The following is a 25891-nucleotide window of genomic DNA, read 5'->3' on the forward strand; positions in this document are numbered from 1 at the left end:
GGGGCACTCGCCCCGGGGCTTCGGACATCCAGTCCATGAGTCAGCGCGCCGGGACAGTCTCCGGCGTCGTCGTGGAAGACGAGTGGGCGCGCTGCATGACAAAAAACTAGCGCCCCCCGAAAAGAAGACGCGAGCCGTTTTCGGAGTACCCCATCCGGACCGGCGCGCTGGTGACACAGGACGCGGGATGGTCCCTTGGAGAGGCAGCCGATCTTGTACGCCGTCCCGGGAGGCCCCGATGCCCCGCACCCCCGCCCGCCTCCTCACCCCCGCCACCCTGCTCACCGCCACCCTGCTCACCGCGACCGCCTGCACGGCGGGCGGACCGGCGGCGAAGAACCCCGCCGCCTCCGCGAGACCGTCCGCCGCCACCTCGGCACCGGCCCCCCCGGTCCTCACCCAGGCCCAGGCGCAGGCCGCCCTGGTCACCGCGACCGACCTCGGGGAGCCGTGGGCGCCCACGCAGGGGGTGGCGACCTGGCGGGACGGGCTGCTGAAGGCGACGACGGATTCGCCCGAATGCCGTCGCCTCCTGGACGCGCTCTACGCCGACGACCTGTTCGGCGGGGACACCGGTGCGCGGGCGGTGACGGGCCTGGACGACCCGCTGGACCAGGCCCAGCTCCGCTATCAGGTCCTCGCGCTGCACGCCCCGGACGTGGACCGCACGCTGGCGTGGCTGAAGTCGCTGCCGCGCAGCTGCGGGACGTTCACGGCGGTCACCGCGCACGGCGCCGTGCAGGGCGTCACGGTGAGGGAGGCCGACCTGCCGCGGGTCGGGGACGCCCGGCAGGGCCTGCGGGTCACGCTGAGCGGTGAGACGGCGGACGGCGATCCGACCGTGCTGACGATGGACGTCGCCGCGGTCCGCGTCGGCGACGACACGATCGCGATCAGTCTGGGCGGCCTGGGCGACGTCGCGCCGGAGGCGACGCGGGCGGCGATGGAGACGGGCGTACGCCGCCTGACCGAGATCAGAAAATCGGGCCGAGCACAGATCTGACCGGGACCCGAACCTGATCGGGACCCGCACCTCATCCGGACCCGCACCTCATCCGGACCCGAACCTCATCCGGACCCGAACCTCATCCGGACCCGAACCTCATCCGGACCCGAACCTCATCGGGACCCGAATCTGATCGGCACCCGAAAACCTAAGCCAGCCGGTCCACGGCCTCCTTGGCCTCGCGCAGGTCGACCCCGGTGGCCTCCCGGTAGACCTTGATCGCCTGGATCTTCTTGCCGTCGCGCAGGAGCGCGGCCACCTCGTCGTTCCAGGGTTCGGATGCGTCGATGCCCAAGTGCTCGATGATCAGGTCGAGTTTGCGCTCGACGCGGGCGACTCGCTTGTCCGCGCGGGAGATCCGGCTCTCGACGCTGCCGACGCCGACGATGAGGAAGAGGGCGGCCAAGGAGTACCCCAGTATGTCCATGGGCCGATCCTAGAGGTCGCCGTCGAACCTCATCCGGCGCTCCACCACGTCCCGCGCCGCTTCCAGGACCGTACGGCCGAGGACGAAGGCGTGGCCGCGCAGCCGGGCCAGCGCCTCCGCCGCGTCGGCCCCGAGCTGCGCCATGATCATGCCGACGGCCTGGTTGATCCCGTCGTGGTCGGCGGCCAGCCCGCACACCCAGGGCTCGTCGCCCCGTTCGCCGTTCTCCTCCCAGGGAAGGGTCGCCAGGGCCTCCGTGAGGAGCCCGGCCGCCCGGCGCGCGGTGCGCAACTGCCGTTCGGTCAGGTCTCCCGGGGTGCCCCGGTAGAGGTCGAGCGTGCCGACGCAGAGCGCGTCAATGCCCAGCGGAAGCGAGTACACGGCCGCGACCCCGGCGGCCGTCGCCTCGTGTGCGAACACCGGCCAGCGCTGCGGGTCGCGCCCGGCGGTGAGGTCGCGGGCGAGCACGGTCGCGCCGAGCCGGCCGGCCAGCATGCCCGGCCCCTCACCGACGGTGGCCTGGAGTTCCGCGAGGTAGGAGGCCGCCTCGTCGCTGGCGCTGATGCGTACGGGCAGCCCGTCGGACCGCAGGGAGACGCTCGCGCCGCTGACCGGCAGCAGTTCCACCAGCGCCGCGCACAGCCGGCCGGGTATCTCCTCGGGCCGGGCCCCGCGCAGCCCCTCGGCGATCAGAGCCTCGGCCCGGGAATGGTCGTCCCCAGGACCCGGAGTACCGCCGAAGAACTCTTCGCGGTCGTCGCCGGACCGCACGGCCACCGCCTCCTTCGGCCACAGCCGTACTGTGACCCGTCTTGGTCTCCTCTCAGCGGACCGGCCGAATCAGGGGCCGGGACTCATGACACGCCCGCTCGGGACTTTCCGCACTACCCGTGTGACCATGCCCAAAACCTCGTCGCCCGGCCGCCACAAGGCCACATCGCCCCCACTCGCCACCACACCGCCACATCGCCCCCACCCGTCACAACGGCGGCTGTGCCGGGGCCGGGCCCAGGGTGGTGGTGCCCGGCGCCGTGCGGTGGCCCAGCCCGGTCCGGTAGGCGTCCAGGGCCGCCTCCACCCGTCCGGTCCGGCGCAGCAGGTCACCCAGCAGCCGGCACAGGTCGGCGAGGTCGCCGGCCGCCCCGGCCCGCTCGAGCAGACTGAGCGCCCGTACGTAGTGCTCCTCGGCGGTCTCCGTGTCGCGGGCGTCCTCGGCGATGATGCCGAGCAGGCGGTGGGCGGCGGCGGAGTGCAGCGCGCCCCGCTCGGAGTTCAGGTCGCTCAGGGTGTCGTGGAGGAGGGCCGCGGCCTGTTCGGACTTGCCCCGGCGGTGCAGTACGTCGGCCAGCTCGACGGCGACCTGGCTGCTGTAGAGGGCGGCCCGCTTGGCGGTGAGCATGTCGAGGGCCTGCCGCAACTCGACTTCGGCGCGCTCCAGTTCGCCGTTCTGGGCGCACACGTACCCGCGCATCCAGTGGCAGTTGGCGAGTTCGGTGCGGATCTGCAGGGTGCGGTACAGCTCGGACGCCTTGGCCAGCGAGGCGTCGGCCTCGGCGATACGGCCCTCGGCGAGCAGGGTGCGGGCGACCGAGCGGTGCATCCGGGCGACGAGCGCGGGGTCGCCGGAGTGGGGTGCGAGGGCGAGGGCGAGCTCGGCGGCCTGGGCGGCGCGGGCGTGGGCGCCCATGTCCATATAGGGGCCGATGATGCTGGCGTAGAGCAGGAGCAGGGCGTCGGGGTCGTGCAGGCCGCCGCGGTTGAGTTCGTCGAGGGTGGATTCCAGCAGGTAGACGGCGTAGCGGAGTTCGCCCGCGAGGTAGTGGGAGACGGCGCGGCCGCGCAGGGCCGGGACGCGGGCGGGCAGCGGGGCGTCGGCGAGGGTCTTCTCCGCCTGCTCGAAGTACCGGCGGGCGTCGGTGAGTTCGCCCGTGTCCAGGGCAGACTCGCCCAGCCCCAGCAGGGCGGCGGCCTGTACGTCGGCGAGGTCGTGCCCCTCTGCCTCGGCGAGCAGCGCGCCGTACTGCTCGGCGGCCCGCTCGGCCTCGCCGCCGGCGAGGGTGCGCTGGGCCTCGGTGAGCCGGAGCCTGAGGTCGGTGGCGAGCCGGGCCGGGCGTCCAGTGGCCAGTTCCTCGTACGCCACCCCGAGCCGCTCGGCGATGTGTCTGAGCGCCTCGTCGGAGGCGCGCACCCGGCCGGCTTCCAGGGTGGAGATGTAGGCAGGGGTGTAGGCAGGCTCGGCGAGCTGCTTCTGCGTCAGCCCGCGTGCGGCCCGCAGTTGCTGCACCCGTCTGCCTATGACCTCCGGTTCGTCGCGGTCCGCCATCCCCAACTCCCCCTGGCCCTCTTGCTGTTAGCCCCCGTCCGCCCCTAGGTTAAGCCACGGATTAAACATGCTTAACCCGTTGCTGTAATCACCGCTGTTGCGAGGTCGCCGTGAACGAACGCACCAGCCCCACCGAGCGCTACACAAGAGGCTTCGCCGCCGCACTGATCGCCGTGGCGACCCTGGTCCTGGCGGCGAACGCGGGCCCGGCGAGAGCGGCGGACGATCCGAAGCCGATGACACAGGCCCAGCAGACGCAGCCGACGACGCAGGCCCAGCAGACGCAGCCGGTCCAGCAGACCCGGCACGGGCGCTGAGGGCCGCCGCCCCCCCCCACCCCCCCCCCGGGACACCGCGCGCCGCGCACAGCTTTCCCACAGCTTGATCGGTTCGGCGAAAAGCCCCCGCGAATTTGACAGAAAGCCCTTTCCAACCAGGCGTCGGCCTGCCAGTCTTCGGGCGGCCCGGATGTCATGCCCGGGACGAGTCCGTCCGTCGACTGGAGCCCCCCATGCCCCACCGCCTGGCCCGTTCCGCGGCCGTCGCGGGCAGCGCCGCGGTCCTCGCCGTCGCCCTTGCCGGCAGCGCCTCCGCGGGCGTGCTGCAGAACCTGCCCGAGAACGCGACCGCGTTCCAGAAGAACTTCGAGCCCCTCTACGACTACGACACCGACAGCTGCTACCCGGCCGCCGCGATCGACCCGGACGGCAACCTCAACGGCGGCCTCAAGCCGACCGGTTCCGTCACCGGCCAGTGCCGCGGCGGGCACCTGGACCACGCGAACACCTACTCGCGGGCCAAGTGCAACAACGGCTGGTGCGGGATCGTCTACGCCAGCTACTTCGAGAAGGACGAGGCCTCGCCCGGCATCGGCCACCGCCACGACTGGGAGTGCATCGTCGTCTGGGTCAAGGAGGGCGCGGCCACCCCGTCGTACCTGTCGGCCTCCGCGCACGGCGGCTTCGACACCGAGCCGGTCGCGAACGTGCCGATGAGCGGCCAGCGCATGCAGGTCGTCTACCACAAGGACGGCGCGAGCACCCACGCCTTCCGCTTCGCCAAGTGGGGCGAGACCGCGGAGAACGACACCGGCGCCTGGCACCAGGAGAACCTGCTCACCTGGGACAACATGGCGTCCAACCTGCGGACTGTCCTCAACGGCTCCGACTGGGGCAGCGCCAACCTCCCGCTGCAGGACTCCAAGTTCTCCGACCACCTGAACAAGGCCAAGCCGAGCGGCATCACCTTCGACCCGTACGCGTGACGCTGTGGCGGTCGCCGGCGGAAGCCCTCCTGCCGTCGGCGGCCGCTTTGCGTACGCTGCGGGGATGACCTCTGCCGCCGCCCGCACCGCCCTCGACCTGACCGCAGACCTGCCGGTGACCGCCCTGGAGGACCTCTACCGGGACCTGCACCGCCACCCCGAGCTCTCGCTCCAGGAGCACCGCACGGCCGGACGGCTCGCCGAGCGGCTGCGCGAGGCGGGCTACGAGACCGCGGAGGGCATCGGCGGCACCGGGGTCGCCGGGCTGCTGCGCAACGGCGACGGGCCGACCGTGCTGCTGCGCGCCGACATGGACGCGCTGCCGGTCGTGGAGGACACCGGGCTGCCGTACGCCTCCGAGACCCCCGGCGTGATGCACGCCTGCGGACACGACCTGCACGTCACCTGGCTCGCGGGCGCGGCCCGGGCGCTGGCGGCGGGGCGGGAGACCTGGAACGGCACCCTGCTGGTGGTGGGACAGCCCGCCGAGGAGACCGGGCAGGGCGCCGAGCGGATGGTCGCGGACGGCCTCTACGAGCGGTTCGCGCGGCCCGACGTGCTGCTCGGACAGCACGCGGCGCCGGGCCCGGTCGGGTTCTACGCCCACTCCCCCGGCCTGATCATGTCGGCGTCGACGGACGTCGACATCGTCGTGCACGGGCGGGGCGGGCACGGTTCGCGGCCCGAGACGACCGTCGACCCCGTCGTCACGGCCGCCCATCTCGTCACCCGGCTGCAGACCGTCGTCTCCCGCGAGATCCCGGCGAAGGAGTCGGCCGTGCTGACCGTGGGCCGGATCGAGGCGGGCACCCGGCACAACATCATCCCGTCCGAGGCGCGCATCGCCCTGAACCTGCGCACCCAGTCGGAGGAGGTGCGGACGCGGATGCTCGCGGCGATCCGCCGTATCGCGGCCGGCGAGGCGCTCGCCGCCGGGTGCCCGCGGGAGCCGGAGATCACGGTGGGCGCGACCTTCCCGGTGACCGTGAACGACGCGGACACCGACCGCCGGGTCGCGGCCGTGCACGAGGAGGTGCTCGGGGCCGGGACCGTCCTCGACTTCGGGCCGGTGATGGGCAGCGAGGACTTCTCGCACCTGGCGCGGGGCGGTATCCCGTACTCCTACTGGTTCGTCACGACGACCCGGGCCGACGTGTGGGAGGCGGCCGAGGGGGCCGACCTGATGGAGAAGTTCCTGGCCGTCCCCAGCAACCACAGCCCCTACTTCGCCCCGGACCTCGCCACCGTCGCCCCGGGCGTGCGCACCCTGGTGTCGGGCGCCCTGGCCTGCCTGGCGGGATAGCGGCCCAGGGCCCTAGTTCGGCAGGGCCTTGCGCAGGGCGTGGTCGAGGGTGCTCGCCAGTTTCTCGTCGGTCGGGGGTCGGTCGCCGAAGAGGGCGCCGAGCTGGGCGATGAAGGTCTGGGTGAAGGCGCCGTAGAGGGGCGTGCGGGGGCGCTGGACGGCCTTCTGCAGGGCCGGCAGCAGGATCTTGCGGGCGTATTTCGGGCGGCCGTCCGCGTCGCGGGGCATCCGGTCGGTGCGCTCGCCCGTGGGCGAGGCGGACGGCGCCGCGGTGCCCGTGGTGCAGCGCAGGCCCCGGTCCCGGTAGGCGGAGGTACGGGTGGCCGCGAACCCCGCGTCGAGCAGGCAGCGCTCGCTCTCGGCGCTGGTCAGGTAGGAGATCAGCTCGGCCGCCTTGTGCGCCCGCGGGGACGAGGCGGTCACCGCGAGGTTCTGCCCGCCCAGCACCGCGGCGCCCGGCAGCGGGGCCACGCCCAGCTGTTTCTCGGTGAAGGTCTGGAAGAGGCTGCGGTAGCCGTAGGGCCAGAAGCGCAGGAACGCGGTGCGGCCGTCCGCGAAGTCGCTCATCGAGGCGGGCTCGTCGGAGCGCACGGCGCCGGGCAGAAGGTACGGCGTGGCGGTGCGCCGGCGCAGCTCCGCGATGCCCTGCGCCAGCTCGTCGACATCGGCGTCGTAGTGGCCCTCGGCGTCGGTGAGCGTCAGCCCGGGCACCTCCGTCGTGAACGCCTCGATCGCGTTGACGGTACGGCCCTCGTAGCCGGCCAACTGCGTGGTCCAGCCCTTCTGGTAGCCCTTGGGGCCGAGGTCGTCCACGTCGCCGATCAGCGCGTCGATGTCCGTCCAGGACGGGTCCTTCGCACTCAGGTCGGTCTCCTGGACGCCCGCCTCCCGCAGCCAGTCGCGCCGGTAGAACAGCAGCCCGACGTCGCTGTTGAACGGCACCGCGTACACCTTGCCGTCCCAGCGGGCCGTGCTGGCGACGGACTCGATGACGTCGTCCGGGATCAGCGAGCCGGGCAGCGGCCGCACCAGACGGGCCGCGGCGAACTCCGGCACCCAGGTGACGTCCAGGTTCACCACGTCGTACGAAGCGCTGCCGGACTGCAGGGCGCCGAGCAGCTGGCTGCGCTGTTCGTCGGCGCTGCCGGAGAGTTCGACCAGGCGGGCGTGGTAGCCGGTGTTCGCCTTGTCCTGCTTCCGGTTCCAGGCGTCGATGAGCTGCTCGCGGATGCCGTTCTTGCCGGTGACGTCCCGGCCGCTGGCGATGACGATCTCGCCGGGCACCTCCTGCGAGGGGGACGCGTCGGTGCGTCCCGTCCCGCCGGTGCAGGCGGCGAGCAGCAGCAGCGCGGCCGCGGCCGCCAGGCGCCGTAGAACCATCAGTCCTCCCCCGTTCCGGTGCGCGCGACCTCGTCGGTCAGGCCCGTGCCGAGGTCGTCGTCGGCGTCCAGGCAACGGCCGCCGCTCGCCTCGGAGATCAGGGCGTCCGGCCTGCCGCGGTCGCAGCCGCCGCTGATCAGGGACACCATGGTCACCGGCACCCGCCCCTTGCCGGCGCGGGCCTTGTTCAGCACGTCGTCGAGGGCGCCGCCGGCCAGCCGGCCGTCGTCCTCGTCGTCGGTGACGTACACGATCAGCTCGGGACGGTTGTCGTCGGTGCCGCGGCGGTGCATCTCGTCGAGCGCGGCGACCAGGGCGGCGTGCGGGTCGGCCTCGGCGTCCCGGAACCGCGCGCCGTCGACGGCCCGTTCGGCGTCCTTGCGCGTGTGGTGGTCGAAGCGCAGGAGCGTCGCGTACGGCCGCTCGCCCAGTCCCGACACCGTCCATATCCCGAACTCGTCGCGGGACGCAAGGCCGCCGAGCGACTGCCTCAGCAGTCCGGGCCCGCCGCTGGGCCCGTCCCAGAGGCCGCCCATGGAACCGGAGTTGTCGAGCAGGTAGAGCACCCGGCCGGGCCCGTTGGCGCCCCGGTACCGCTTCAGCGCGCTGTCCATCGCACCGCTCGCGGCGCCCTCGGCGAGCGGGGACGGGGCGGGCAGCACCCCGTCGGCGGCGTCCTTGTCGTCCAGCAGGGCCCGGTGGCCGACGTCCCGGAACCCGTCGCGCGCGAACACCGCCCGCCCGCCGGCGCCGGCCAGCCAGGTGCGGAAGGCCTCCGCGGCGGCGTCGCGGGCGGCTCCGTCCCGGTCGCCGTGGTCCCAGCGCACCCGCACGAAGGTCGGCTCGACGCCGGGCACGTCGTCCGGGTACCGCGCGGTGCGCCGCTCGCGGGTCGTACGGTCGCAGCCGACACCGGTCCTCAGCAGGAACTCCGGTACCAGCGCGGCGGTCGAGGCGTCCGACGCCGGGTCCTCGGGCAGCGCGCACAGCAGCTCGGCGGCGGTCCGGGAGGGCGGCCCCGCCTGGGCGACCAGCCGCTCGGCGCGGCCGGGGTCGGTCGCCTTCGCGGTGCCGGTGCCGTACAGGCCCGTCGTGGCCAGCAGCGCGGCGTCGGCGTACTCGGGATCGGGCCGGCGCACCCGGAAGTCGGCGGTCCGCGCGGTCAGGGCGGCCAGCATCGCCGACAGCGGCCGCCCGGTGCGCGGCCCGGCGCCGGTGACGGTGTCCGGGACGGCGAGCACGACCGGCGAGTAGGCGAGCGGCCTGCCGGCCGCCACCAGGTGGGCGACGGCTCCGGGGTCCTGGCTCTCCTTGACGCGGTCGACGTCCGCGGGGGTGGCGGGGATCCACACGTCCGGCTGCGGTCCGACGTCCCGCTGCGGGTTGAGGTCCTCGTCGTTCGGCTCCCGCCAGTCCTCGGTCTGCCGCCGGAGCGCGGTGACGGCGTCGGCCGCGCCCGCGCCGTACACGGTGATCCCGCTGCGCCGGCAGCCGTGGCCGTCGGTGTTCGCGGCCGAGGTGAGGTAGGCGTCGGCCGCCGCGGTGACCGTCGGCTCCAGGTCGGGGTCGGTCAGGACCCGCAGTTCGAGCGGCGGGGCGCAGGAGGCGGAGCCGCGGAGCAGGGCGGCGACGCCGATGGAGCCGGCGCCCAGGACGGCGAGGGCCAGGGCGAGGACGACGCCGGCACGGGCGGGGCGGGACAGTCTCCTGAACGCCTCGACGCCGCGCCCGGCCCATGAGCGGAGGACGGCGAGCGGGACGGTGAGGGCGTCGCGGACGCGGTGGGGGAGGGTCGGACGGCGGGCGGGCGGGAGCCGGGACTGGTCGGCGGAGGGCCCGGGCGTGTCGGTGGACGACGTCGGGGCGCCGGGCCGGATCGTGATCGGCAGCGTCGGCCGGGTGCCGGGCGGCTCCCGGGGGACACCCCGCGCGGACAGCAGTACGTCCGCCTCGGCCTCCATCCTGCTGAACGGCCGCCACGGTCGGTCGCGCAGGGTCCGCAGGTCCAGGGCCTTCATCCGGGCGCGCACGTCCGCGGCGAGCCGGCCGAAGCCGGCCTCGCCGTCCCGGCCGAGGAGGTGCACGAGTTCGGCGGTGAACGGGGTCGGGGTGGTGTCGTCGCCCGCGTCGATGCGGTGGTTGGGCTGCACGCTCATCAGCAGCAGCACGCGCTGGCGGTCCTCCAGGGGCTCCCACTGCTCCCAGACATGGGAGGCGTTGCCCGCGTAGCAGCAGTCGAGGATCACCACGATCCGCTCGGCCCGGCTCGCGGCCAGCATGCCCAGGACCGTGTCGAAGGTCTCGGCGCCGGGGAAGACCGACGCCTCGCCGCGGTAGATCTCCGCTCCGCGCAGCTGCAGGAACAGCGGTTCCGCGGCACTGGGCACCGCCGCGTGCCCGGCGAAGTACACCAGCAGCAGGCCCTCGGCGCCGTTCGCGGCCCTGCGCAGCGCGTTGTGGAAGGTGCCCACGTCGGGCGAGGACAGCGCGGTGACCTGCTCCGCGCCGAACACCTGCCCGCCCAGCAAGGCCTCCTGAAGCCGGGTCAGGTTGTGCGCCACGGCGGGCAGGGGTCCGGGCACCCCGTGCGGCGGGTGGACGTGGTCGTACTCGCTCACGCCGACCAGCAGTGCCCGGTTGGCCCTGCCACGCGGGTCGAAGCGGTTCACGGCACTACCTGTCGTCGGCCGCACCGCCGACCTGGGCCTCGGGCGGATCGCCGGCCTCGACGCTGCGCCGGTTCTCCTGCCAGGCCACGACCGCGAGCCGCACCGCCACCATCAGCTCCTTGAAGGCGGCGGAGGCGGCCCCGCCGATCAGCACGACCACGACCTCCGTGCCGAAGCCCATCGGCGTGCCGGGGTCCTCGTTCCTGCGGTCGCGCAGTTCTATCTGCAACTCGCCGCGCCGCAGCCGCTCGGCGAGCGGCTCCTCCCGCTCCAGCCACTGCCGCAGCGCCACGACGTCCCGGTCACCGGCGGTACGGTCCAGGCGTACGCGTATCTCCTGGTCGGCCACTCCATCCCCCTCAGCCATAACTCACCATCATGGCATCACGGTCGCTCAGGGGCGAGGGGCCGTCACCTTACGTCGCGGTGGAGTTGTCAGCTCTGCGTCTGCAACTGCCGCAGCTGCCGCTGGACATGGTCCAGCGCGCCCTGCCGTCGCCCCGGCACCCGGGCCCGCAGGTCGGCCAGCGCGGGCCCGGTCCGCCGCGCCTCCTCGATGTCGCGGATCTGCCCCCACTGGTGGTGCGCCCGGTCGACGGCCGCCTCGACCGCCGGCGCGTCCACGGCCTGCCCGGCCGACAGCCGGGCCAGCGCCACCAGCATCCAGGCCCGGCAGCTGCGCACCGGATCCCCGGCCAGCATGGCCAGATCCGCGCGCACCTCCGCCCAGTGCAGGGCCTGTTCGGAGCCGGCTCCGTGGGCCTGGACGGCGGCGCGCTCGTGGCCGGCGGCGAGGGAGTCGGCGTCGGGGTGCCGGCCGGCCTGGACGGCGGCGGTGATGGCGGCGTGCGGGTCGGGCCGGGCGGCGGGGACCTGCGGGACGCCGACGACCGGTTGCCGCGCGGCCGTCAGCACGATGCCCGGGCCCTCCTCGGAGATCCGCGCGAGGGCCTGCTGGTGCAACTGCTCCACCGGCGGCCGCCACCCGCTGCGCAGGATGGTCGCCACGGCCTTCATGTACGTCGGCACCGCCACCGCCCGCCGGGCCGCGGGCGGTGCGATGCGGCCGTAGACCGCGTTGTTGTGGCCGGAGTCGAGACGGTTCGCCGCCAGCCACTCCCAGGTCTCGGCGTCGGCGTGCAGGTCGGCGAAGAGCGTGGTCGATCCGGCCGGTCGCAGCCTCAGCTCCTCCTTGAGCCAGTGCCAGGGAAGGCCGGTGTAGCGGACGGTGGAGGGAGTGGTGCGGGCCAGCGCCAGGTGCGGCAGCCGCTGGCGGCGGTCGAGCTGGAGCTGGCCGGTGACGAAGACGGTGAGCGGCCCGGGTGCGCTCGCGGCGGCGCGCAGCCGTGTCAGCACGGCCTGCGGTTCCAGGGGGTCGGCGAGTTCGACGACGTTCGCGGTGTCGGTGCCGGACAGTACGGCGGGCGGGACGGCCGCGAGGACGGGAAGCACGGACGCCGCGTCCACCAGGCACCCCTTGCCCGCCGGGGCGGCGGCGAGCAGCAGCGCGGTTCCGGGCATCGTTCCCTCCCCATCCCCCGTCGATCACGTACGTCAGCACCGTAACCGCTGCGACTGCGAACCAGACACGGCAGGACCGCAAACGACCGCTTCCTCCCCTCCCGCCGACTTGCCAGGGCCCTCGCCCAGGTGTGCTCTGGAAGTCAGGGGCGAGGAGAGAGAGGAGTGCTCTCATGGCTCATGCGGCACCCAGGCAGGGCGGAATGATGGGGAAGGTCCGGGCCAACCGGGCCGACCGGCCCACCCGCACACCCGACCTGTTCGACGAGCGTGTCCATACCGTGGGCCGGTACGGGATTCCGGTGGTCCTCGGACTCGTCTACGGGTTCTGGGCGGCCGCCAACCGCCGCCACGGCGGCGAGATCACCGGCTGGAACATCCTGTTCGGCCTCGTGACCGCGGTCGTGTTCATCGTGCTGTGCATCGCCGTCGCGACCTTCGCACCGCTGCTGAAGCGGGAGTTGCACTCACTGGTGAAGTCGGCCTTCGCCGGCGCGGCCGTCGGCTTCCTGTACAGCCAGACCGGGGATTCGATTCTGCGGTCGGTGGCGCTGGGCGTCGGGGTGACGGCGGCCGTCTTCCTGGTGTTCTTCTACCGCTACTACACGCGCGAGGACGCCGAGGGGCACCGCATCCGCTGACGTGCGGGCACGGGTGGGCCCCGGCCGTGACGGCCGGGGCCCACCCGCTCCCTCACCTTTCGGTGGTCACGGTGATGGTGACGCTGGTGGTCACCGCCCAGGTGCCGCTCCAGCTCGGGTCGTTCCAGTCGGCGTTGGTCCAGCTGCCGTCCCGCCACCGCGGACAGGGGTCCGCGCAGGTCGGCACCCAGCGGCCGCCGGTGTCGACGAACTCGGCGTTGGCCCAGCCCTGGGCGCCGACGAGCCAGTACCAGTACGGATTGCGGTCGACGCTCTGCCCGCGGACCATGCACTGGACTCGGTCCTGGCTGCCCGGCGAGAGCCGGTCGACGACAGTCGAGTCGACGGTGGGTCTTGCCCGGACGTTCAGTGCGGTGCGGGATACGACGGTGCCCCAGATCGGACCGCCGCTGCCTCCGGAGTGGGAGGGCTGCGCCGCCGCTGACGTGCCCGCCGCCGCTGCGACGAGGGTGCCACCGGCGAACAGGGCAGCGGTGAGGGTCCTCAGGGCCGGAGTGGTGAGCATGATCGGCCTCCTTCTCCCCAGCCCCATGAGACACCCGTTCGGGTGAACCCTCCACCGGAGAGCAGAACCCCCAGTTCCGGCCTGCTTTCCCCCGCACAGCGCCCGTTCGGCCGCGCGAAAGCACCCGTATGCAGGCGCACCGCTCGCGCGCACGGCCCGCAGGGCCTTGCCTGAGAGGGTGTCCATACGCCTCAGGAGCGCCCTGTCGGCCGCTCTCATCGCCCTCGCCTGTCTCCTCGCGCCGTGCGGCGCGCTGGCGGCCTGGGCGGCGTACGACCTCGCCGACACGGGGCGCTACGTCAGCACGATGGCGCCGCTCGCCGGGGACCCCGCGGTGCAGGGCGCGGTCGCGGACACCGTGGGCGCCCAGGTGATGGACCAGGTCGGGGATCGCCCCGAGGTCCGTCCGATGCGCTCGGCCGTCGGCCCCTACGTGCACGACGCGGTCCGCTCGTTCACCCGCACCGAGACCTTCCGCGCGGCCTGGGACGCCGCCAACCGTGCCCTGCACGACGCCGTCCTGCACGCCCTGCACGACGACCGCGAGCAGGCGGTACGGGTCGACCTCGCGCCGGTCACCGCACAGGTCAAGCGCCGCCTCACCGACCAGCACGTGCCGCTCGCCGCCCGCATCCCGGTCGAGCACACGGCGGTCGACGTCCTCCCGGCCCAGGACCTGGACCGGCTCCGGAAAGGGTTCCATGTGCTGGAAGTCGCCGGTTTCTGGCTCCCCTTGGCGGCCGTGGTCTTCGCCGTCGCCGGTCTCGCGGTCGCCGCGTGCCGCCGCCGCGCGCTGACCGCGACCGGCCTCGGCACCGCGCTCGGCGGCGCGTGCCTGGCCCTCGCCGTCACCGTGGGCCGCCGTCTCACCCTCGCCGACCTCCCCGAGACGGCTCACCGCCCGGCCGCGGGCGCGGTCTACGACGCCCTCACCACGACGCTGCGCGAGGCCTCCTGGCTCCTGGTCACCCTCGGCCTGGCGGTGGCCCTCGCCGCCCGCCTCAGCCGCCACCTGCCCCCGCGCCCTCGCAGACCCGGTACGCCGACGGCCGTCTCACCACTCCCCGACCTGACCGTGACCATCGCGTCCCCGGCCGACCCGCAGCCGATCGCCCGTCCGTGACGGGGATGAGCGGGAAAGCGTAGGCTCGGGATGCGTGACCCACCCAGCCCGTCCGGCGTTTGAGGACGAGGCCCGTCCAGGGCCGAATCGGGGGCCTGGGGGCGGCAGCCCCCAGCGAGGCCCGCACCCACGCCGGAGCCCCGCCAGGAGGCTCGGTGCCTGGACAGCCGGTGCACTGCTGGCAGGCACCAGCGCCGTCGTGGCCTGCCGCGCCGCCGACATCGACGCCCTCACCCCCGTCCCCCAACTCCTCGCCTTTCTGCCCTGGCTGCTCGTCCCCACCGCGCTCGCCCTCCTCCTCGCCCTGCTCGCCCGCTGGCGGCCGGGCATGGTGTGGGCGCTGCTCGTCCTGGCGTTCCTGGCCTGGTTCATCGAGCCGTACGGCAGGGTCGACGAACCCGGCGGCACCCCCCTGGCCGAGCTGAGGGTGCTGACGTCGAACGTCGAGTTCGGGCGGGGCACGGCCTCCCTGGTCCCGGCGATCCGGCGGCACAAGCCGGACATCGTGTTCGTGGAGGAGTGCGAGTACACCTGCCAGGCCACGCTGCGGCGGGAGTTCGCCGCCGGGTACCCGTACCGGCAGGCCGTCGTCGCCGGCGGCTCCAAGGGGTCGGTGGTCATGAGCCGCCTGTCCCTCACCGGCACGACCGGGGTGAGCGGCGAGATGGGCATGCCCGGCGCCGTGGCCGACGTGCGCGGGCACGACGTACGGCTCCAGCTCGCGCACCCCATGCCCCCGCTGCCCGGCCAGGTCGGGGTGTGGCGCCGCGAGCTCGGCCGGCTGCGAACGGCCGCCGCCGCCCGCTCCGGTACGCCGATGATCCTGGCCGGCGACTTCAACGCCTCCCAGGACCACGCCGCCTTCCGCCGCATCCTCGACACCGGTCTGCGCGACACGGCCCGCCTCGCCGACCAGGACCGCACACCCAGCTGGCCGTCGCGCACCGCCCCCGCCTTCGGCGCCCAGATCGACCACGTCCTCGTGTCGGAGGACTTCTCCGCGAACAGCGCCCGCTTCCTGGACCTCGCCGGTACCGACCATCGCGCGCTGCTGGTGGACATCGCCCTGCACCGGCGCGGATGAGGCGGCACCCGGGCCGGCACAGACGGGTGCGGGCCGCCTCGTACAGGGAAGGCGGCCCGCACCGTGTGGGGGGTGGAGTCAGGTCTCGACGGCGGTCAGCTCTTGCTCAGGGCCTTGTCGAGGGCGGCGGCGAGGCCGTTCGACCACAACTGGTTCACACGGGCCCGCTCGTTGGCGTCCGGCTGGGAGTTGGTGCACGACGGCCCCGGCCCGCCGCCCGACATCAGTTCACTGCACGGGCCCGAGTAGTGGTCCGGCAGCCCCAGGACATGGCCCGTCTCGTGGGCGGTCACGCGCGTGGAGTCGTACTGCCGGTTCTGCGCGTAGTCGAGGAAGACGTAACCGCTGCCGTGCCCGTCGGTGGAGGCGTACGAGCCACGGGAGTCGTTGCCCTCGCGGTAGCTGAAGTCGGCGTTCGAGGACGAGCCCGACTGGAGCTTCACGTTCGACACGGCGCTGTTCCAGATCTGGGCGCTGCGCGATATCTGCGCGCTGAACGTCGGCGCGCGGGAGGCGTCGTAGACGACAGTGACGGCGGCGGCGCTGTCCGGGTGGGCCGCGCGCTTCTCGGCGACCGACTTCAGGACGGCGTCGAAGAAGGCCCGGTTTGCCTTCGCCTCGGCGGGAGAACCGGTGTAACCGGAGTACGGGGCGGGGGCCGGCGCGGCGGTGGCCGGAGCCGCCGTACCGAGACCGAGGACGGCGAGGCCGAGAGCGGCCGCGGCCGCCGTACGGGAGAATGACGGATGCATCGAGGACTCCTTGGTGGGGGGTGAGTCGTCGATGTGAGTGTCGGCGCCTGTGGGGCGGCTGTGATGATGGCAACCGTCGATAGCACGGCCGTATCACCGGCCCGGCCCGGGCCCGATTCGCCTGTGCACGGCGGGATTTGTGCGTCTGGTGAAACCTTTGATTCCGCTTTACGCTCCGAGGGCATGGAGCTTGAGGTGAGACACCTCCGCGCGCTGTGCGCCATAGCCGACACCGGCAGTCTGCACCGCGCCGCGCGCCAACTGGGCGTCGCCCAGCCGTCGTTGAGCACCCAGCTGCGCCGCATCGAGCAGGAGCTGGGCGGCACCCTGTTCGTCCGCGCCCGCACCGGCTGCCGGCCCACCCCGCTGGGCAGCCTGGTGCTCAGCCGCGCCCGCCCGCTGGTGGCGGAGATGCGTTCGCTGGTCACCGAGGCGAGGGCGGCGGCGACCGGCGGCCAGGAGTTCCGTGTCGGCTCCACCGCCAGCAAGGCCCTGGCGGGCTGGCTGCGCCGGCTGCGCGCCCGCGGCCAGGAACCCACCCTGCACATGAACGTCTCCCCGAACGCCCTGCTGCGCATGGTCGACGACGGCCAGCTCGACGTCGCCTTCGTGCACGAGGTCGAGGGCAGTCCGCTGCGCGTCCCCGAAGGCCTGCGCGTACGCGTCCTGATGGACCGCGAACCGCAGTTCGTCCTCCTGCCCGTCGACCACCCGGCCGCCGCCCGCCCGGTCGTCCACGTCCGCGAACTGGCCCACGACCGCTGGATGATCGATCCCACGGTGGACGGCGAGTGGGAGGCCGTGCAGCGCATGTTCCGCGCGGTCGGCATCAGCCCGCACGTCCTGCACGGCGACTACCACACGGCGGCCGCCCTGGTGGCGACCGGCGAGGTGGTCACCGTCTGCCAGCCGACCGCGCTCTCCCGCCCGGACATGACGGTACGCCGTCTGCACGGCGACCCCCTCGGTGTACGGCTGCTCCTCGCGGCCCGCACGGAGACGGACCTCGACGGCGCGCTGCCCGCGCTGGAGGAGGCGTACCGGGAGGCGGCGAGGCAGGCGCCGGCGTACCGGGACTGGCTGGAACTGGAGGGTGCGGGGGGCGCACCGCACCCCCGCACCCCGGTTCCCGCCCTCCCGTAGACGACTTTCGGCCGCCTCAGACGCCGATGTCGCGGCCGTCCCGACGCCATACGGCGACCACGGCCGGCCGGGTGATCCTGCCGGGCCCGTCGGGCCAGGTGCTCGCGGGGTTCTCCACGGACGCCCCGTCGACCTCGCCGGGGTGCTGTACGGCGACGAGCACGCGCCGCTCCTGGATCACCGGACCGCAGGTCTCCGCACCGGTCGGCACGGTGAGGAACTGCTTCAGCTCTCCCCGGCGCTCGCCGCGCGTGGCCACACCGAACAGCCCGTCGTGCGAGCCGAGTTGGTTGCCGTCGGTGGAGATCCAGAGGTTGCCGTGCGGGTCGAAGGCGACGTTGTCCGGGCAGGAGATCGGACTGACGGCGTCCTTGGGGAACCCGGCGAAGTAGGTGGCCGGGTCGTCGGGATCACCGGCGACGAGGAAGAGCGACCAGGCGAACCGCTCGCTCTCGGGCCTGTTGTGACGCTCGGTCAGCTCCAGTACATGGCCGTGCTTGTTGGTGTTGCGCGGGTTGGCCTCGTCGGCCTTGGGGTTCGCGCCGACACCGCGGTTGGAGTTGTTGGTGAGGGCGACGTACACCTTGCCGGTGTGCGGGGAGGGCTGGATGTCCTCCGGCCGGTCCATCTTGGTGGCGCCGACCTTGTCCCCCGCGAGCCGGGTGAAGACGAAAACCTCGTCGGCAGACATTCCCTCGACGTGCGAGACGGCGCCGTCCGCGGTGGCCGTGGCGAGCGGGATCCACTGGCCGCTGCCGTCGAACTCCCCGTCGGCGGGCAGCTCCCCGCTGCCGTCGATCTCGACGGCGGGGGAGTCACCGGTGAGCCGGGCGACGTACAGCGTGCCCTCGTCGAGCAGCGACAGGTTGTGCTCGCGCACGGCCCGGCCCGTCCCGTGCCGCATGCGCTTGCTGCCGACGAACTTGTAGAAGTAGTCGAACCGCTCGTCGTCGCCGGTGTACACGACGGGCCGCCCGTCGGCGGTGAGCCGTACGGTCGCCGCCTCGTGCTTGAACCGGCCGAGCGCGGTGTGCTTGCGGGGCGTGGAGGTCGGATCGTACGGATCGAACTCGACGACGTACCCGAAACGATGCACCTCGTTGGGCTCCTGGGCGAGGTCGAACCGCTTGTCGAAGCGCTCCCACTTGCGCTCGGTCGCCCCCGTCCCGACGCCGTACCGCTTGTCCGTGGCCCGCGATCCGTTGGCGAAGTACTGGTTGAAGTTCTCCTCCCCGTGCAGGGTGGTCCCCCAGGGGGTGGTCCCGCCGGAGCAGTTGTTGAGGGTGCCGAGGACCCTGGTGCCGGTCGGGTCGGCGGACGTCCTGACCAGCGGGCTGCCCGCGGCGGGCCCGGTGAGCCGGAACGCGGTGGTGGCGGTGACGCGCCGGTTGAGGTGATGCCGGGCCACGGCGGTCAGCCGCCCGGTCCTGCGGTCCCCTTCCACCACGACGGCGGACAGGCCGTGCGCGGCCCAGGCGACCTCGACCTGCTCCCGGGTCGGACGGTCGGCGTCGTAGCCGCGGAACATCAGGATCTCGTCCGTGTACTCGTGGTTGGCGACGAGCAGCTGCCGCCCACGCTCGCCCGGAAGGGGCAGCAGGGCGAGGAAGTCGTTGTTGTACCCGAACTGTCCGGCCTGCGCGGCCGCCGTCTGGTTCTCCGGGTCGAAGGCGGGGGCGCCGCGCAGGATGGGCTCGCCCCAGCGGATGACGACGTTCTGCGCGTAGCCGTCCGGGACGACGACGGCGTCGACGGTGTTGGGGGCGACGGCGCCGAACCGCAGCCCGCGGGCGCCGTCGCCGCCGGGTTTCGGCTTCCCGTACGACTGCGCGCTCGCGGCGGCCGGCTCGGCCCCCGCGAGACCGGCCGTACCGGCCGCGGCCGCGACGGTCACCACGGCGGCGGCCCGCATCAGCGAGCGGCGGCCGATGGCGTCGGCGATGACATCGCCGACGTAGGGGTTGGCACTGGTGTTCGACACCTCGTGAAAACAGGCGTCACCGCACCGGAACCGGCAGGTCAGGGCGGACCGCCCGCCCGGATGCGAGATGATCGGCAGCAGCTTGCGCACTTTGCTCTCCCCTTGCGATCCCTTGGTGTGATCGTGACGGTAGGGGTATACCCGCGCGGGGACGCTGCGACCGGGTGAACGAAGAGTGAACCCCCGGGAACCGTGGGGCCGTTGACAAAGGCGGGTGCCCCGTCTACTGCCCCTCCCGAAGATCGCCATCCGGGGCCGCTAACCTTACGTGTCCGTCCTGGCCAGTGATTGACGGTTTCAACTCACGCGAAGGGTTGCGCGCATGGGCATTCTCACTCTCCTTCGAAACGCATTCGGCAGGTCACGCAAGGGGCGTGCCGCCGAAGCAGAGGGTGCCGACCGAACCCCTTCGCAGTCGGCTCCCGAGCCGACGGCGTCCCCCCGGCTCCCGTCCCCCCGCACCGAATCGACACCGGACGCTCCGCGCACCGACGAGCACGATCTGGTCGCGGCGGCCTTCGACAACGTCTCGGTCCCCAAGCCCCCGGAGCCGACCCAGGCGCCGACGGCCGAGCCGGCAGCCGAGACTGCGGAGGCATCCGCCGAGCCGGAGCCGGAGCCGGAGGCTGCGGCGGCGAAGGCCGACCAGCCCGAGGAGCCGGAGACCACCGCTCCCGAGACCGCGGTGGCGGACGAGCCGGTCGCCGAGAGTGAACCGGAGGCCCCCGCAGCGGAGCCCGAGGAGCAGGAGACCCCGGCCCCGGCGGCCGAGACCGGGGTCGAGAACGAGCCAGAGACCGAGGAGCCGGCAGCCGAGGAGCCGGCAGCCGAGACCAAGGTCGAGGACGAGCCGAAGACCGAGGAGCCGACAGCCGAGACCACCCCGGAGCCCGAGCCCGTAGCGGAGACCGCACCCGAGCCCGAAGCCCCGGTCGCGGATGCGCCCGCCGCCGACGCGGAGGCGAAGGACGAGCCGGAGGCCGAGGAACCGGTCATCGAGACCGTCCCCGAGCCCGAGGTCGAAGCGCCCGCCGCCGACGCGGAGGCGAAGGACGAGCCGGAGGCCGAGGAACCGGTCATCGAGACCGTCCCCGAGCCCGAGGTCGAAGCGCCCGTCGCCGACGCGGAGGTGAAGGAGGAGCCGGAGGCCGAGGAACCGGTCATCGAGACCGTCCCCGAGCCCGAGGTCGAAGCGCCCGCCGCCGAAGCGGAAGCGAAGGACGAGCCGGAGGCCGAGGAACCGGTCATCGAGACCGTCCCCGAGCCCGAGGTCGAAGCGCCCGCCGCCGACGCGGAAGCGAAGGACGAGCCGGAGGCCGAGGAACCGGTCATCGAGACCGTCCCCGAGCCCGAGGTCGCCGCGGACGTGGCCGCGGCCGCCGACGGCGGGGACGCCCCACAGGAGGCACCCGCAGCCGACGACGAGACCGTCACGGGTGGTGCGGGTGGGAACGACCAGCCCGCCGAAGGCGAAGCCGAGGCCGAGCCCGAAGCCGAGGCCGTCGCGGACACCGACGCCGCCGCCACCGCCCTCGCAAAAGCCAACCTCACCGGCACCCGAGCGAAGCTCTACCTCGTACTCGACCGCTCCGCGAGCATGCGCCCGTACTACAAGGACGGCTCCGCCCAAGCCCTCGCCGACCAGACCCTCGCCCTCGCGAAGCACCTCACCGACGAGGCCCCCGGCGTCCACGTCGTCTTCTTCTCCACCGAACTCGACGGCACCACCGACCTCACCCCGGCCTCCTCCGACACGGCGATCGACGACGCGCACGCGGGCCTCGGCCGCATGGGCCGTACCAGCTACCACGCCGCCGTGGAGGCGGTCCTCGCCCACTACGACGAGCACGTCGCCCCCGGCACCCCCGCCCTGGTGGTCTTCCAGACCGACGGCGCCCCGGACGCCAAGACCCCGGCCACGAAGTCCCTCACCGACGCCGCGAAGTCCCACCCCTCGGTGTTCTTCTCCTTCGTCGCGTTCGGCGACCACGACAACAAGGCCTTCGACTACCTCCGCAAGCTGAAGACCGACAACACGGCCTTCTTCCACGCGGGCCCGACCCCGAAGGAGCTCACGGACGCCGAGCTCTACGACGGCGTCCTGATCGACTGGCGCCCGTAGCCCTCCCAGCACCCCCACCCCATGCCGCCCGCTTCTCAGCCCGTAAAACGAGGAGCGGGCGGCATACACATGTCGGCTACGCTTTCAAGGTTCGCAATAGCAGCAACGAAACCGACCTGGGAGCAGCCCCCGATGGCTCGACACCTCATCACCAGCGCCCTTCCGTACATCAACGGAATCAAGCACCTGGGCAACATGGTGGGGTCCATGCTCCCGGCGGACGTGTACTCCCGCTACCTGCGCCAGCGCGGCCACGACGTCCTGTACATCTGCGCGACGGACGAGCACGGCACCCCCGCCGAGCTGGCGGCCAAGGAGCAGGGCCTGCCCGTCGCGGACTTCTGCGCGCAGGCGCACGACGCGCAGAAGGCGGTCTACGACGGCTTCGCGCTGGCCTTCGACTACTTCGGCCGCAGCTCCAGCACGCAGAACGTGGAGATCACCCAGCACTTCGCCCGCCGCCTCAACGAGAACGGCTTCATCGAGGAGCGGGCGATCCGCCAGGTCTACAGCCCCACGGACGGCCGCTTCCTGCCGGACCGCTATGTCGAGGGCACCTGCCCGCACTGCGGCTACGACAAGGCCCGCGGCGACCAGTGCGAGAACTGCACCCGCGTCCTCGACCCGACCGACCTGATCAACCCACGCTCCGCGATCTCGGGCAGCACCGACCTGGAGGTGAGGGAGACCAAGCACCTCTTCCTCCTCCAGTCGAAGCTGCAGCACGAGGTCGAGGCCTGGGTCGCCCGGCACGAGGACGACTGGCCGCAGCTGGCCTCCTCCATCGCCCGCAAGTGGCTGAACGAGGGCCTGCACGACCGTGCGATCACCCGCGACCTGGACTGGGGCGTGCCGGTCCCGGCGGACACCTGGCCGGATCTGGCGGCCGAGGGCAAGGTCTTCTACGTCTGGTTCGACGCCCCGATCGAGTACATCGGCGCGACGAAGGAGTGGGCGGACCTCGACCCGGCGAACCGCGACTGGAAGTCGTGGTGGTACGACGTCGACACCGACGTCCGCTACACGGAGTTCATGGCCAAGGACAACGTCCCGTTCCACACGGTGATGTTCCCGGCCACCGAGCTGGGCGTGCGCGAGCCGTGGAAGAAGGTCGACTACGTCAAGGCCTTCAACTGGCTGACGTACTACGGCGGCAAGTTCTCCACCAGCCAGAAGCGCGGCGTCTTCACCGACCAGGCGCTGGAGATCCTGCCCGCCGACTACTGGCGCTACTTCCTCATCGCCAACGCCCCCGAGTCCGACGACTCGTCCTTCACGTGGGAGCACTTCACCGCCACGGTCAACAAGGACCTGGCCGACACTCTCGGCAACTTCGTCAACCGCGTCCTGTCGTTCTCCCGCAAGCGCTTCGGCGACGACGTCCCCGCGGGCGGGCAGCCGGGCGAGGCGGAGACGAAGCTGGGCGAGCAGATCGCGGAGCTCCTCGCGGAGTACGAGTCCCACATGGAGTCCCTCCAGTTCCGCAAGGCCGCCGCGGCCCTGCGCGCCCTGTGGTCGGCCGGCAACTCCTACCTGGAGGAGAAGGCCCCCTGGCTGGAGATCAAGACCGACAAGGAGGGCGCGGCCCTCACCCTGCGCACCGCGATGAACCTCATCCACCTGTACGCGGTGGTCTCGGAGCCGTTCATCCCGGCGACGTCGGCCGCCATGCGCCAGGCGTTCTCCCTCGCCGACGACACCTCGTCCTGGGTCACCGCGGACGAGGCCCGCGCCCTCGCCGCCGTTCCGGCCGGCACCCCGTTCACGGTCCCGCCGGTGCTGTTCGCCAAGCTCACGGACGAGGACCTGCAGGCCTACAAGGAGCGCTTCGGCGGCGAGCCCGGGCAGTGACACACGCGTAGGAACCGTGGAGACGGGGCTCGGGAAGCCGAACAGCTTTCCGAGCCCCGTATTGTTCCGCCATGGCAGTGCCCGAAGTCGTCCCGATCGCCTACGAGCCCAGGAGCCGGACCGAGTCCATCGGCCGGTACTCCGAGGGGCAGTTCCTGGCGTCGCTCACGTACGCCTTCCCCGCCGGATTCCGTCTCGACCACGGCTGGGAAGAGCACAAACGTCTCTACACCGTCCTGCACACCTTCGACTTCGAGGGCCGCTACCGCGACTCGGAGATCTGGTGTGCGGGCACCTGGGCCGAGCAGCTGCAAGATCCGGACGGTGACGCGTCGGTCCTCCAACGCGCCCGCGTCCATCTGGCGAAACTCCTGCGCAGCCTGCCCCGCCGCTCCTACACGGACATCGCGATACGGCCGTTCCAGGTCACCGTCGACGACGTGGTGTTCGGCCTGGTGACCGGCGAGGACGAGGAGGGCAGCTGGGCCGAGCTCTTCCCGGACCGCCTGTTCTTCTCCCCGCCCTGGGACGGGTCCTACGACACCTAGGGCCTGTCGCCCTGGGAGAGGATCCCCGCGCCGGTCGTGGAGGCCAGCTCGGTCGGCAGGTTCGTCGCCGAGGTCTCCAGGCCTGCCGTCAGCGTCGGCGTCCAGTTCACGGTGGTCTTGATCTTCTTGGAGTTGGCGGCGTTGTGGGCGGCGACGACGTCGGTCGCGGTGCCGTTGACCAGGTTGCCGCTGCCCGCGATGGAACCCGTCCCGTCACCGCTGACGAGCTTGGCGACCTTCTGGCCGGAGGGGATCTTCCAGAAGTTGGCCTGCGCGACGACCTGCGCCTTGGCGCGGGAGTTGATGCTGTACTGCAGGGTGTAGCCGTTCAGGGGCGCCGTCTCGTACACGTTGTTGTAGATGTGGATCCGGCCGAGCCGGGCCAGCGTGACACGGACCCGAGCGCCTTCACCAGTTGGGCGCGGGTGGACACGGTGAAGGTGTGCGCGGCGTCGGCCTTCGCTCCGCCGGTCGTACCGGTACCGGATGAGGCCCAGCCGTCCCTGGCGGCGAGCGTCCGGTGGTACAGGTCGACGGTCGTCGTCCCGGCGTTCGCGTTCATCACGAGAACACCGGCACCGACACCCGCGGCGACGGCGGCGGCGGCGGAGACGACGAGAACACGCCGCTTACGAATTGACCGACGGTGGGTGGGAGCGGCCACGGGACGTCCTTACGTACTGGTGGGAACTGTGCGGATGGAGAAGCTCCGGTGAAGGGGCTTTCGCTCCGTCAGTTGCCGCTGGTGCACGTGGGGTTGCCGGGTCCACGGAATTCTTCTGCCGGGTGAGTCCGCGGAGGCTCAGACGGACATCTCCAGCCCCAGCGTCTCGCGGGCCGTCCGGACGTGGCGCAGGCCCTCCTGGGCCGTGCGGGTCACCTGTTCGTACTCGGCGGTCGTGCGGGCCTCGGCCAGACGGGCCCGGGCGGTGCGGTGGCACTCGGCGGCCTCGGTCAGGGCCCGGCCGGCCCCCTCGCCCGCGGTCGCCCAGCCGGTGGTGCCGGGCGGCATCAGGCTGCCGCCCAGCCGGATCAGCCACCGGTTGGCCTCGGCCTCCGCGTCCAGCCGGGAACCGTCGCGGGCCCTGCGTCCACGCCGCGGCAGGGCGACGGCGACGACCGCCGCGGTGATCAGCAGCGCCGGGAGCGCGATCGCGTGCCCCATGGCTTCCTCCTCGCCCGGCGGCCCGGAGGGGCTCGCACACCTGTGATGTCACTCCCCATGACACGACAGGCTGCTGTGCTCACCCCTCGGGATCGCTGTGCGCCTCTTGTGAGGTTTCCAAGTGGTCAGCCGTCGTGCGTCTCGTCGGGGGCGACCCCCAGGGTCAGACGGGCATGGACCCCGCGTGCGATGTGCCTGCGGTCGTACCTGAGGTAGAGCAGGCCGCCCTCGTGCCCGTTGTCCGGGTAGATGGTGTCCTCGTCGAGCGTGGTGCGGGTGGTGGTGTTGCTCGCGTACGGCTCCTCGTCGTACGTCAGCAGCACCGACTTCTCGTCGAAGAACAGCTGTCCGGTGTGGCAGGTGCGGCCGCCCTCGTAGCCGGCGTCGGTCCAGGTGCCGTCCACATGGACCTTCACGTGGATGTGGACGCAGCGCCCCTGGTACCAGCCGGGGAAGACGGTCCGGAAGGCCACCTGTCCGTGCCGGTCCGTGCGCCAGGTCCCGCGCAGGTAGCGCTTGTCGTCGGTCGGCTCCTGGTGACCGCCACCGCCGGGCGGGGGGCCGGTCGGCGTGTTGGTGGGGGTGCCCGACGGAGGGGGGCCGGTCGGGCCGCCGCCACCGCTGCCCATCTCCTCGTAGCCCGAGTAGACGCCGGAGGCGTTGCAGTGCCAGATGTCCACGGCCGCGTTCGGCAGCGGCCTGCAGCTCTCCGCGTCGATCACCTTGAGGCGCAGGTCGAGCGGGATGCCCTCCTGGTCCTCCGTGACGTTCTGGCGGATCTTGTCGGCGTCGATGTAGTACGGGCCTTCGACCAGTTCGGAGGTCAGGGTGTAGCAGGCGTCCTCCGCGGCCCCGCCGTCCGCGTCCCGCCCGGAGGAACCGGGGGAACCGGCCGCGAAGGCGCTGCCCACGCCCGCCGCCGTCAGGGCCACGCTGCCGGCCGCCAGGACCGCACGGCGGGCCAACTTCCTTCTCTCATCGGGTGTCTGATTGTCCGTCATGGCCAGGGACCGTAGGCGTGGCGGGCCCGGCAGGAACATCGGAAAGAGCTGTGAATCGTGG

The 25891-nt window shown here is 72.6% G+C and carries 23 protein-coding genes and 1 pseudogene; 11 read left to right on the forward strand and 13 right to left on the reverse strand.

Annotation, left to right across the window (positions count from 1 at the left end):
* The first annotated feature begins 238 nt into the window (after nucleotides 1–238).
* Nucleotides 239–1003, forward strand: a complete 765-nt coding sequence (locus tag ACQF4J_RS22875; RefSeq protein ID WP_427166719.1) for a hypothetical protein — start codon at nucleotides 239–241, stop codon at nucleotides 1001–1003.
* Nucleotides 1004–1154: 151 nt separating this feature from the next.
* Here the strand turns inward: ACQF4J_RS22875 and ACQF4J_RS22880 are convergent, their stop codons facing one another.
* From ACQF4J_RS22880 to ACQF4J_RS22890, 3 genes are all read right to left on the reverse strand, one after another.
* Nucleotides 1155–1433 (reverse strand): ribosomal protein L7/L12, encoded by a 279-nt coding sequence (locus ACQF4J_RS22880; protein ID WP_351569235.1) that lies wholly within the window; start codon nucleotides 1431–1433, stop codon nucleotides 1155–1157.
* A gap of 9 nt (nucleotides 1434–1442) precedes the next feature.
* A complete protein-coding gene (locus ACQF4J_RS22885; protein WP_427166721.1) occupies nucleotides 1443–2210 on the reverse strand; it encodes a GAF and ANTAR domain-containing protein in 768 nt (255 codons plus the stop codon).
* A 202-nt stretch (nucleotides 2211–2412) separates the two neighbouring features.
* On the reverse strand, nucleotides 2413–3756 hold the full coding sequence (locus tag ACQF4J_RS22890; protein ID WP_351569241.1) for a helix-turn-helix domain-containing protein: 1344 nt from the start codon (nucleotides 3754–3756) through the stop codon (nucleotides 2413–2415).
* 110 nt (nucleotides 3757–3866) lie between these two features.
* Between ACQF4J_RS22890 and ACQF4J_RS22895 the strand changes: the two genes are divergently transcribed.
* The 3 genes from ACQF4J_RS22895 to ACQF4J_RS22905 all read left to right on the forward strand — a co-directional run bounded on the left by ACQF4J_RS22895 (nucleotide 3867) and on the right by ACQF4J_RS22905 (nucleotide 6323).
* Entirely contained in the window at nucleotides 3867–4073 is a 207-nt protein-coding gene (locus ACQF4J_RS22895; RefSeq protein WP_351569243.1) for a hypothetical protein, read from the forward strand.
* Nucleotides 4074–4267: 194 nt separating this feature from the next.
* On the forward strand, nucleotides 4268–5020 hold the full coding sequence (locus ACQF4J_RS22900) for an NPP1 family protein (protein ID WP_427166724.1): 753 nt from the start codon (nucleotides 4268–4270) through the stop codon (nucleotides 5018–5020).
* 64 nt (nucleotides 5021–5084) lie between these two features.
* Complete coding sequence (locus tag ACQF4J_RS22905) at nucleotides 5085–6323, forward strand: amidohydrolase (RefSeq protein WP_427166726.1); 1239 nt, start codon at nucleotides 5085–5087, stop codon at nucleotides 6321–6323.
* Nucleotides 6324–6335: 12 nt separating this feature from the next.
* Here ACQF4J_RS22905 and ACQF4J_RS22910 read toward each other — a convergent pair whose 3' ends face one another.
* The 4 genes from ACQF4J_RS22910 to ACQF4J_RS22925 form a co-directional block, all read right to left on the reverse strand.
* A complete protein-coding gene (locus ACQF4J_RS22910; protein ID WP_351804113.1) occupies nucleotides 6336–7703 on the reverse strand; it encodes an extracellular solute-binding protein in 1368 nt (455 codons plus the stop codon).
* The gene (locus ACQF4J_RS22915) at nucleotides 7703–10372 is read right to left on the reverse strand and encodes a substrate-binding domain-containing protein (protein ID WP_351804115.1); all 2670 of its coding nucleotides are present in this window, start codon (nucleotides 10370–10372) and stop codon (nucleotides 7703–7705) included. The genes ACQF4J_RS22910 and ACQF4J_RS22915 overlap by 1 nt, the downstream gene beginning before the upstream one ends.
* 4 nt (nucleotides 10373–10376) lie before the next feature.
* Nucleotides 10377–10739, reverse strand: coding sequence for a hypothetical protein (locus ACQF4J_RS22920; RefSeq protein ID WP_351466316.1), 363 nt, complete (start codon nucleotides 10737–10739; stop codon nucleotides 10377–10379).
* A 68-nt stretch (nucleotides 10740–10807) separates the two neighbouring features.
* Nucleotides 10808–11893, reverse strand: a complete 1086-nt coding sequence (locus ACQF4J_RS22925) for a hypothetical protein (RefSeq protein ID WP_427166728.1) — start codon at nucleotides 11891–11893, stop codon at nucleotides 10808–10810.
* Between the two features lie 173 nt (nucleotides 11894–12066).
* Here ACQF4J_RS22925 and ACQF4J_RS22930 point away from each other — a divergent pair, with 173 nt between their 5' ends.
* Nucleotides 12067–12534 carry a hypothetical protein gene (locus ACQF4J_RS22930; RefSeq protein WP_351569266.1) on the forward strand — a complete coding sequence of 156 codons (468 nt, stop codon included), beginning with the start codon at nucleotides 12067–12069 and terminating at the stop codon, nucleotides 12532–12534.
* A gap of 52 nt (nucleotides 12535–12586) precedes the next feature.
* Here ACQF4J_RS22930 and ACQF4J_RS22935 read toward each other — a convergent pair whose 3' ends face one another.
* Nucleotides 12587–13060 (reverse strand): SH3 domain-containing protein, encoded by a 474-nt coding sequence (locus ACQF4J_RS22935; RefSeq protein WP_427166730.1) that lies wholly within the window; start codon nucleotides 13058–13060, stop codon nucleotides 12587–12589.
* A 178-nt stretch (nucleotides 13061–13238) separates the two neighbouring features.
* On the opposite strand from ACQF4J_RS22935, the gene ACQF4J_RS22940 reads away from it, so the two are divergent.
* Nucleotides 13239–14183: a hypothetical protein gene (locus tag ACQF4J_RS22940; protein ID WP_351569272.1), complete on the forward strand. Its 945-nt coding sequence runs from the start codon at nucleotides 13239–13241 to the stop codon at nucleotides 14181–14183.
* Between the two features lie 175 nt (nucleotides 14184–14358).
* Nucleotides 14359–15267 carry an endonuclease/exonuclease/phosphatase family protein gene (locus ACQF4J_RS22945; RefSeq protein ID WP_427168605.1) on the forward strand — a complete coding sequence of 303 codons (909 nt, stop codon included), beginning with the start codon at nucleotides 14359–14361 and terminating at the stop codon, nucleotides 15265–15267.
* A gap of 95 nt (nucleotides 15268–15362) precedes the next feature.
* Here the strand turns inward: ACQF4J_RS22945 and snpA are convergent, their stop codons facing one another.
* Complete coding sequence (gene snpA, locus ACQF4J_RS22950; RefSeq protein WP_351804119.1) at nucleotides 15363–16019, reverse strand: snapalysin; 657 nt, start codon at nucleotides 16017–16019, stop codon at nucleotides 15363–15365.
* Between the two features lie 183 nt (nucleotides 16020–16202).
* Between snpA and ACQF4J_RS22955 the strand changes: the two genes are divergently transcribed.
* Nucleotides 16203–17162 (forward strand): LysR family transcriptional regulator, encoded by a 960-nt coding sequence (locus tag ACQF4J_RS22955; RefSeq protein ID WP_351569277.1) that lies wholly within the window; start codon nucleotides 16203–16205, stop codon nucleotides 17160–17162.
* A 16-nt stretch (nucleotides 17163–17178) separates the two neighbouring features.
* On the opposite strand, the gene ACQF4J_RS22960 is transcribed toward ACQF4J_RS22955, so the two are convergent.
* Nucleotides 17179–19233 carry a PhoX family protein gene (locus ACQF4J_RS22960; RefSeq protein ID WP_427166732.1) on the reverse strand — a complete coding sequence of 685 codons (2055 nt, stop codon included), beginning with the start codon at nucleotides 19231–19233 and terminating at the stop codon, nucleotides 17179–17181.
* Nucleotides 19234–19465: 232 nt separating this feature from the next.
* On the opposite strand from ACQF4J_RS22960, the gene ACQF4J_RS22965 reads away from it, so the two are divergent.
* From ACQF4J_RS22965 to ACQF4J_RS22975, 3 genes are all read left to right on the forward strand, one after another.
* Complete coding sequence (locus tag ACQF4J_RS22965) at nucleotides 19466–21265, forward strand: VWA domain-containing protein (protein ID WP_427166734.1); 1800 nt, start codon at nucleotides 19466–19468, stop codon at nucleotides 21263–21265.
* A 132-nt stretch (nucleotides 21266–21397) separates the two neighbouring features.
* Entirely contained in the window at nucleotides 21398–23116 is a 1719-nt protein-coding gene (metG, locus tag ACQF4J_RS22970; protein ID WP_351569286.1) for a methionine--tRNA ligase, read from the forward strand.
* A gap of 71 nt (nucleotides 23117–23187) precedes the next feature.
* Nucleotides 23188–23664 carry a hypothetical protein gene (locus ACQF4J_RS22975; RefSeq protein WP_142153758.1) on the forward strand — a complete coding sequence of 159 codons (477 nt, stop codon included), beginning with the start codon at nucleotides 23188–23190 and terminating at the stop codon, nucleotides 23662–23664.
* Here the strand turns inward: ACQF4J_RS22975 and ACQF4J_RS22980 are convergent.
* From ACQF4J_RS22980 to ACQF4J_RS22990, 3 genes and pseudogenes are all read right to left on the reverse strand, one after another.
* A pseudogene (locus ACQF4J_RS22980) lies at nucleotides 23661–24328 on the reverse strand (hypothetical protein). The gene ACQF4J_RS22975 and the pseudogene ACQF4J_RS22980 sit on opposite strands and share 4 nt — an antisense overlap.
* A 138-nt stretch (nucleotides 24329–24466) precedes the next feature.
* The gene (locus ACQF4J_RS22985) at nucleotides 24467–24829 is read right to left on the reverse strand and encodes a hypothetical protein (protein ID WP_427166736.1); all 363 of its coding nucleotides are present in this window, start codon (nucleotides 24827–24829) and stop codon (nucleotides 24467–24469) included.
* A 125-nt stretch (nucleotides 24830–24954) separates the two neighbouring features.
* A complete protein-coding gene (locus tag ACQF4J_RS22990; protein ID WP_427166738.1) occupies nucleotides 24955–25830 on the reverse strand; it encodes an intradiol ring-cleavage dioxygenase in 876 nt (291 codons plus the stop codon).
* Nucleotides 25831–25891 lie beyond the last annotated feature (61 nt).

Source organism: Streptomyces sp. C1-1, from assembly GCF_050214755.1.
Classification (GTDB): Bacteria; Actinomycetota; Actinomycetes; order Streptomycetales; family Streptomycetaceae; genus Streptomyces.

Coding starts and splice junctions, on each gene's coding strand:
- ACQF4J_RS22875 (WP_427166719.1), top strand. CDS start 239: ATGCCCCGCACCCCCGCCCGCCTCCTCACCCCCGCCACCCTGCTCACC.
- ACQF4J_RS22880 (WP_351569235.1), bottom strand. CDS start 1,433: ATGGACATACTGGGGTACTCCTTGGCCGCCCTCTTCCTCATCGTCGGC.
- ACQF4J_RS22890 (WP_351569241.1), bottom strand. CDS start 3,756: ATGGCGGACCGCGACGAACCGGAGGTCATAGGCAGACGGGTGCAGCAA.
- ACQF4J_RS22900 (WP_427166724.1), top strand. CDS start 4,268: ATGCCCCACCGCCTGGCCCGTTCCGCGGCCGTCGCGGGCAGCGCCGCG.
- ACQF4J_RS22905 (WP_427166726.1), top strand. CDS start 5,085: ATGACCTCTGCCGCCGCCCGCACCGCCCTCGACCTGACCGCAGACCTG.
- ACQF4J_RS22910 (WP_351804113.1), bottom strand. CDS start 7,703: ATGGTTCTACGGCGCCTGGCGGCCGCGGCCGCGCTGCTGCTGCTCGCC.
- ACQF4J_RS22920 (WP_351466316.1), bottom strand. CDS start 10,739: ATGGCTGAGGGGGATGGAGTGGCCGACCAGGAGATACGCGTACGCCTG.
- ACQF4J_RS22925 (WP_427166728.1), bottom strand. CDS start 11,893: ATGCCCGGAACCGCGCTGCTGCTCGCCGCCGCCCCGGCGGGCAAGGGG.
- ACQF4J_RS22930 (WP_351569266.1), top strand. CDS start 12,067: ATGGCTCATGCGGCACCCAGGCAGGGCGGAATGATGGGGAAGGTCCGG.
- ACQF4J_RS22935 (WP_427166730.1), bottom strand. CDS start 13,060: ATGCTCACCACTCCGGCCCTGAGGACCCTCACCGCTGCCCTGTTCGCC.
- snpA (WP_351804119.1), bottom strand. CDS start 16,019: ATGCATCCGTCATTCTCCCGTACGGCGGCCGCGGCCGCTCTCGGCCTC.
- ACQF4J_RS22955 (WP_351569277.1), top strand. CDS start 16,203: ATGGAGCTTGAGGTGAGACACCTCCGCGCGCTGTGCGCCATAGCCGAC.
- ACQF4J_RS22965 (WP_427166734.1), top strand. CDS start 19,466: ATGGGCATTCTCACTCTCCTTCGAAACGCATTCGGCAGGTCACGCAAG.
- metG (WP_351569286.1), top strand. CDS start 21,398: ATGGCTCGACACCTCATCACCAGCGCCCTTCCGTACATCAACGGAATC.
- ACQF4J_RS22975 (WP_142153758.1), top strand. CDS start 23,188: ATGGCAGTGCCCGAAGTCGTCCCGATCGCCTACGAGCCCAGGAGCCGG.
- ACQF4J_RS22985 (WP_427166736.1), bottom strand. CDS start 24,829: ATGGGGCACGCGATCGCGCTCCCGGCGCTGCTGATCACCGCGGCGGTC.
- ACQF4J_RS22990 (WP_427166738.1), bottom strand. CDS start 25,830: ATGACGGACAATCAGACACCCGATGAGAGAAGGAAGTTGGCCCGCCGT.